Below are 6,746 nucleotides of genomic sequence, written 5' to 3'. Positions count from 1 at the left end.
CAAACGGCTCTAACCAAGCTCAAGCTAACAGCAATACAAGCTGTGCGGTGGCCCTAAATACTAATGGAGCTCAGTCTAATGCTCAACAGCAGTCATCTGCTATTAAGAGCAATTCAAACGGCTCTAACCAAGCTCAAGCTAACAGCAATACAAGCTGTGCGGTGGCCCTAAATACTAATGGAGCTCAGTCTAATGCTCAACAGCAGTCATCTGCTATTAAGAGCAATTCAAACGGCTCTAATCAAGCTCAAGCTAACAGCAATACAAGCTGTACAGTGGAGCTAAATACTAATGGAGCTCAGTCTAATGCTCAACAGCAATCATCTGCTATTAAGAGCAATTCAAACGGCTCTAATCAAGCTCAGTCTGTGATTACAATTCAATCTTTTGATAAACAAGATTTCAACTATTCACTTATTGGTGAATATAGGGTCAAGTTAATGAAAAGATTTGGTCGCTCGATTTACAAGTATTGTATGGGATATGTTTGGGCTCATGCTCAGCAAAAGTTTCTTAATACTGGTGGCCAGTTTATCATTGTACCTAGAAACTATCGAGCTAGCCAGTATGATCATACAGCTGATACATACACTAAAAGAAAGCTGTCTGATCGTATGATTACTTTGTCTGATGGAACAGTAGTTCAAAGAGATTGCTACTCATCATTTTTACTATATTGCTATAGTTTTGATAGTAAGGCTATTGATAAAGATAAGTGTAAATCCGAATTTGCACGATTTCTGAAGAATGAGCAAGATTTAATTGCTTATATCAAGGCACATAAAATCAATGTGTTTAATAGTGGTATTTAACTTTGATATCACTTTCAATTAATAACAAGTTTTGGTGAGAATGACATTCCTCACCAATTGCTTTCGCAAGAAAGTCATCCGCAAGGATAAGAAGTTACCTAAAACAAGCGACTACTTTTAGTCAAAGCCATCTATAAAAATAGATGTTTTTCTCTTTAAGGGAAGTTTGTATATGGAACCCCATGGGCTTGCCCATGGGAGGTGTCAGCCAACGAATCCCCAGACTTAAGCAAAATCATCAAGGGATATTAAGGTATTCTCTGTTAGCAACTCATCCAATTTCTTTTGTTTGGTATCTTTTGCTGTTTCTAAGCGCTTTTGCACATTAGGACTGATAGTCTCTACCTCATCTTGACTGCCAGCCAAGAGTTTTTTCACAGGGCCATAACTTTTGCGATAGCAAGGCAATATTGGTAGTTTAGCTAAGGCCTCAAGGTGGTCTTTAGTTGGATAACCTTTGTGTCTGGCAAAGCCATACTCTGGATAGAGCTTATCTAACTCATAGCAGTCAGCATCACGGGTGGTTTTAGCCAAAATAGACGCAGCACTAATTTCAGCCACTCTAGCATCACCTTTAACCACAGCCTCCATAACCATAGGAATATCACTAAAGGTCTTAGGTATTTTATTGCCATCGATTAAAGCTAAATTACAAGACTTTTGCATAGCATCAAAAGCACGACGCATAGCCAAGAAAGTAGCATTTAGGATATTCAAACTATCGATTTCTTGAGGAGAGGCACGGCCAATACCATAAGCTATGGCCTGCTCTTTAATGATAGGAGCCAAGGCATCACGAGCTTTTTCCGTAAGCTTCTTACTATCATTCAAGCCCTCAATCATATGGTTATGATCTAAGATTACACAAGCAGCCACCACATCACCCATCAACGGGCCACGTCCAGCCTCATCAATGCCACATACAGCATAAACTTTAGGGTCAATAGGATACTCATATGGCTCATAAACCACTTTAGCTTTGGCTTTGGCGCTTGTCTTAGCACCCGCACCTGCACCTGCACCAGCCTCCGCATCAGCGCCAGCGTCAGCTCCCACCTGAGTGACTAAATCAGCACCAGCGCCAGTTCCATCCTTAGAGTCAGCTTTTACTCTGCTTTTAGCGCCCGCCCTAGCCTTTCTTGTAGCTGTAGCTTTAACCTTAGTATCATCCTGAGATTTAGTTGCCATAGTGCTATCACTCTCTACTTCATGATTAATAATCACCGCTTCACCCTCACCCATAGCTTTAACCTCAGCGTTAGCTCCAGTGCTAGCACTAGCGCTGCTAGCACTGCCACCTGCGCTCGTATGGGTGCTAGCCTCAGCGCCTAAAGATGGGAATTGACTTGCTTGCAAGGAGTCTAGTGATGGCTCAAAAAAATTAAAGGCTGGCTCTTGTGGGGCATAAATATCAACATCAGAGTCGGACTCATCCTCTCCTAGCTCTGGCAAGTTTTCTGATGGAGCAAGCACATCACTAAATTTTTCCTGTAAAGATACCTCTTTTAAAGGAACATATACCAGCTCAATGTCGTCGTTATTATTAACAACCTCATCGTTAACATCATCAAACAAACCACCCTGACCGACAACATAGCCCTCTAAGAATAAGCTTCCTTGCTTGGCATTATTGTCCTCAGTATCAGCTTTATCTTGGCCTGATGCTTTATCTAAAGCCTCCAGTTCCTGTAAAGTTTGTACTTTAAGCTCAAACTCACCACTATCAGGAAGGTTAGCCCCTAAGGATCCTAAAGCTCCCAAACCAAGCTCTATCTTCACACTTTCATTGCTCTTGCCCTTAGTATCGCTATGGCTTGTATCACTATTAGAGGCATCACTCTGGCTCTGAGCACTCTCACTGGAGCTAGCACTAGTGCTATCACTGTCACTGTCACTAGTGTTAGCGCTGGCGCTATAACTGGCGCTGGCGCTAGCGCTAGCAGAGCTATTAACCTCAGTGCAGCTTACTATCTTTAGCTCAGACTCAAGTGCTTGCCCTTCTAATTCTTGCCCTTCTAATAAGGATGACATATGAGGGGTAAGTAAGGAGTCTTTACTTTCCTCTAATATATTTTGCTCTGAGAGCACATCACTAAACAGTGGGGACAATAAAGTCTGCTCTGTATCTGTTAGCAAGCCCATGTTTACGCTATTGCTTAGCTCGTTAGAGTTAGAGCCTAAAACGAGCTCTTTATCTTGGCTCTTATTGGCATGGTGAGCATGCTTGTTAGCTTTTACCTTAGTACGAGCAGGAGCTGTAGCATTAGAGCTCTGAGCTGAATTATTTATCAGCTCTAAGCTTGGATCTAAAAGCACTTCATTGCTCTTGCCATCATCTTTACCACTAGCAAGGGATTGGCCCTGGTGCTTAGCCTTTAATTTAGCTTTAGCCTTGGCTTCACCCTTGGCATCATCCTTATTTTTAGCCTTAGACTTGGAGTCTGCTTTAGTATCGGCTTTAGCTTCTATCTTAGCCTGAGCTTTGTTATGGCTATTGCCAGTAGCTTGGGATTTATCCTGAGATTGAGAGTGAACAGGAGCAGAGGCTGTGCTTTTATCTTTAGCGCTGGCCTTAGCTTTAGCTTTGGCTTTGGCTTTGGCTTTGGTCTTTAGCTTGGTGTTTGCCTTAGCGTTATCGCCATCTGACAGGATATCTTTCAGATCTTTAGTAGGAGTGCCTGTAAGAGCATTAGCAAATAAATCGCCTTGTAATGCATCATTAAGAGATGGTTCTTTAGCTGGTACTTTGGCCATTTGGTTGCTCCTAAGCTCACCTTTACTATTGGGTAGTAAGCATACAGCCCCTTAACAAGGGGCTGTATCTTAATTAAATTCTTTGGGTTACTCGCTTAACTATATCGCGATTTTTACTGCGAGCACTTTTATTCGGCATGGATAGCACTTCACTTAAGGATAAGCCAGCTTCTTCTTTAGCCTCTTTTTCCAACTTTTTAACTGTCTTATCGTCTAGGCCATTCTTTAAAGGCACCTCTGCATCATTGACGCTTGGCAGTCCCAGCTCCTGACTGGCGCTGGAGCTATCGTTGGCGCTGGATGTTACGCTGGCATTAGGGCCTGCGCTGGCGCTGGCAGCTGCGCTTGCGCTCTTGGTTTTGTCTAAGAAGTTACGATATCCTGCTGCATTTTGTGCCACCTCCAAACTAATGGACAGTGAGCTTGGATTAACGTCGTTAGAGCTTAAATCGCTGGCAGCTAAAGTGGTGCTATTAGCTGTAGCCTCAGTTTCTTTAGCATTGCTATCGGCCTTGCTCTTGCTCTTGCTTTTACTTTTACGCTTAGCTCTTTTACTTTTACCTGATGCACTTTGATTGGAGTTAGTATCAACCCCATCATTGAGATCGGTATTTGAGCCTACTAAAGCATCAGCAGTGTCCGCAGATGATACAGCTGTAACAGCATCTGCTGCGCTAGCAGCGGCTGCCTCAGCAGAATCAGCGCCAGCTGAGGCAGCTGGGTCAGCTGTGGCTGCTTGGTCTTGAGCAGCTGCGGCTTGGTTAGACTTTGCCTGATCTTCGTTTTGAAGGGCGAGCTCTTTTGGCTTTTTAGCGTAATTAACTAAGGAGAGCTTATCTAAAGCTTGTTCTTCGGCAGTAAGCTTGCCAAGTTCATCTTTAAGGCCTAAGGATAATTGCTGCTGTTCTTGAGCAACTAAGCGCATAACAGCACGTGCTGCAAGCTCATCAGTATTGGTCTTAATAGACTCATGAATGGTAGTAAACTCTTTTTTCATTAATAAGTTGTCTGAGGTTAACAGACGAATACATTCATGAGCTAATTTAATAGGAGTGCAATCCTCTTGGATTAACTCTTTAACAATTTCTCTTTTAGCCAAGAGATTAGGTAAAGAGTACATGTTAACTTTTAACAAACGGCGAGCTATTGCAGCGCTCAGGCGAGATACCTTATAGGCTACTACCATAGGGCACTTTAATAACATAGCTTCAAAAGCAATAGTGCCACAGGTTAATAAACAGGCATCGGCTGAGGCAATCACATCTTGGCTGTCTCCTACAAAGACAGTTAAAGATAATTGAGGGCAATACTCTAACCAAATATCTTTAATCAATAAGGCAATATCACGATTAGGAGCGACGCTAATAAAGCTTAAATCTTTAATTTTCTCATGGAGTAAAGCAGCGCTTAAGGCATAGATAGGCAACATGCGCTTGATAATGCCACGACGAGAGCCTGGCAAGATGGCTAACACTTTACCAGGTACACCATCTACGCAATTTTTATAAAGACCACTACGCTCACGTGCTAAAGATTGATCTATTTTGACAGGAATAGAATTAGCCAAAGTATGACCTACATAAGTACAAGGCATATCATGGCGATCATAAAATTCCTTTTCAAAAGGCAATAAAGCTAAGATCTCATCGCAAGAGGCTTTAATTTTAACAATACGTTTTTCACGCCAGGCCCATACTGATGGTGACACATAGTGAACAGTCTTAATGCCCGCCTTTTTCAAAGCATGCTCAACCGACAAATTAAAGTCTGGAGAGTCAATGCCAATCATAATGCAAGGGCGTTCTTTTAAGAGCAATTTAGTAATGGCAGAGCGGATCTTTAAAATAGGAATAGCATGAGCTGCCACCTCAAAGATGCCCATTACCGAAAGCTCTTCCATATTGAATGCTGAAACCATACCGCATTGGATCATCTTTTGACCACCAATGCCAATAAATTTAGCCTCAGGATCATGACGCAAAATTGCCTTCATTAAGCCAGCACCTAAGGTATCTCCAGATACTTCACCTGCGATGATGGCATAAAGGTGAGGGTTGCAATTAACTTCAGACATTCAATTCAGACCTACAATTAAAATTAAAGTTTGCCACAATTTAACAAATTGTAATATTTTTAGATAGTAGCTTATTGTGCTTAGTTAAATCTTAGCTAACATCATATTTTTTTAAATATAAGTTTTCTTTAGACAAATAAAAAAGCTCCTGACTAAACTCTAATAAGAGCATGTTAGCTAGGAGCCTCTTATTTTCAATTAAGCAATAGAAAATTTAGCGCACAATTCCGCGTCCATTTTCTTTAATGAAGTCTAATAAAGGAGTAACAGCACCCTCACTTTGAGCAAGCTCTTCTAACTTAGGAATAGCTTCCTCAATAGTTAAATGCTTATGGTAGATAATCATATAGGCTTTCTTAATAGCACTAATAGTACTCTCAGAAAAACCTCTACGAGCTAGTCCTACCTTATTAATACCAAAAGGCTTGGCATAGTGACCTGCTGCCATAACATATGGAGGAACGTCCATATTTAAAGCAGCCATACCAGCTACAAAAGCGTGAGAGCCTACTCTACCAAATTGGTGAATAGCAGATAAGCCGCCAAAAATTACATAGTCACCAATGACCACATGCCCTGCTAAAGTTGCGTTATTAGCAAAAATACAATTATTACCAATAATACAATCATGAGCTACGTGAGCATTAACCATGAAGAGGTTGCGACTACCAATTTTGGTTTCGCTTAAACCTTGGACAGTACCTCTGTGCACAGTACAGTGCTCACGGAAGGTATTATCATCTCCAATTAAGAGCTTGGTTGCTTCACCCTTATATTTAAGATCTTGGTTAGCTTCACCTATAGAGCAAAACTGATAAAAGTGGTTATTGGATCCGATAACGCTAGGGCCACGGATCACACAAAAAGGCTCAATAACACATCCAGAGCCAATGGTTACCTCACCTTCGATAATGACATTATCTTTAATAATGACATCATCTCCAATGACTACCTTGCCACGTAAAATCGCACTTGGGGCAATCTTAGCAGTAGATGAGATTGTGCTCTGTCCTTCAAAAGTATGGACAAGCGGATATGCTTTGGAGCCAGTTAACTCCTCTCCTTTATGAGCACTAGAAGCTTCGCTATTAGCCATCAGACATCCC

3 protein-coding genes and 1 pseudogene are annotated in these 6,746 nt (G+C 41.6%); 1 reads left to right on the top strand and 3 read right to left on the bottom strand.

The features are described 5' to 3' along the window. The coding region (locus tag MXE38_RS01035) for a hypothetical protein (RefSeq protein ID WP_246910161.1) at positions 1-812 on the top strand (812 nt) is incomplete at its 5' end. 363 nt (positions 813-1,175) lie between these two features. On the opposite strand, the pseudogene rnhB reads toward MXE38_RS01035, so the two are convergent. The 3 genes and pseudogenes from rnhB to lpxA form a co-directional block, all read right to left on the bottom strand. After that, positions 1,176-1,784 (bottom strand): annotated as a pseudogene (gene rnhB, locus MXE38_RS01030) (ribonuclease HII); the annotation flags it as partial. 1,855 nt (positions 1,785-3,639) lie between these two features. Continuing rightward, the gene (lpxB, locus tag MXE38_RS01025; RefSeq protein WP_246910160.1) at positions 3,640-5,640 is read right to left on the bottom strand and encodes a lipid-A-disaccharide synthase; all 2,001 of its coding nucleotides are present in this window, start codon (positions 5,638-5,640) and stop codon (positions 3,640-3,642) included. 214 nt (positions 5,641-5,854) lie between these two features. Next, entirely contained in the window at positions 5,855-6,736 is an 882-nt protein-coding gene (gene lpxA / locus MXE38_RS01020) for an acyl-ACP--UDP-N-acetylglucosamine O-acyltransferase (protein ID WP_246910157.1), read from the bottom strand. Positions 6,737-6,746: the final 10 nt, after the last annotated feature.

The sequence above is a fragment of the Anaerobiospirillum sp. NML120448 genome, from assembly GCF_023050945.1.
In the GTDB taxonomy this organism is placed as follows: domain Bacteria; phylum Pseudomonadota; class Gammaproteobacteria; order Enterobacterales; family Succinivibrionaceae; genus Anaerobiospirillum.
The sequence above is the reverse complement of the archived record's forward strand: the minus strand, read 5'-3'. Positions and strand labels throughout refer to the sequence as shown.

Bases quoted from the DNA above. Each gene is read 5' to 3' on its own strand.
- lpxA (WP_246910157.1), bottom strand. From the start codon at position 6,736: ATGGCTAATAGCGAAGCTTCTAGTGCTCATAAAGGAGAGGAGTTAACT.
- lpxB (WP_246910160.1), bottom strand. From the start codon at position 5,640: ATGTCTGAAGTTAATTGCAACCCTCACCTTTATGCCATCATCGCAGGT.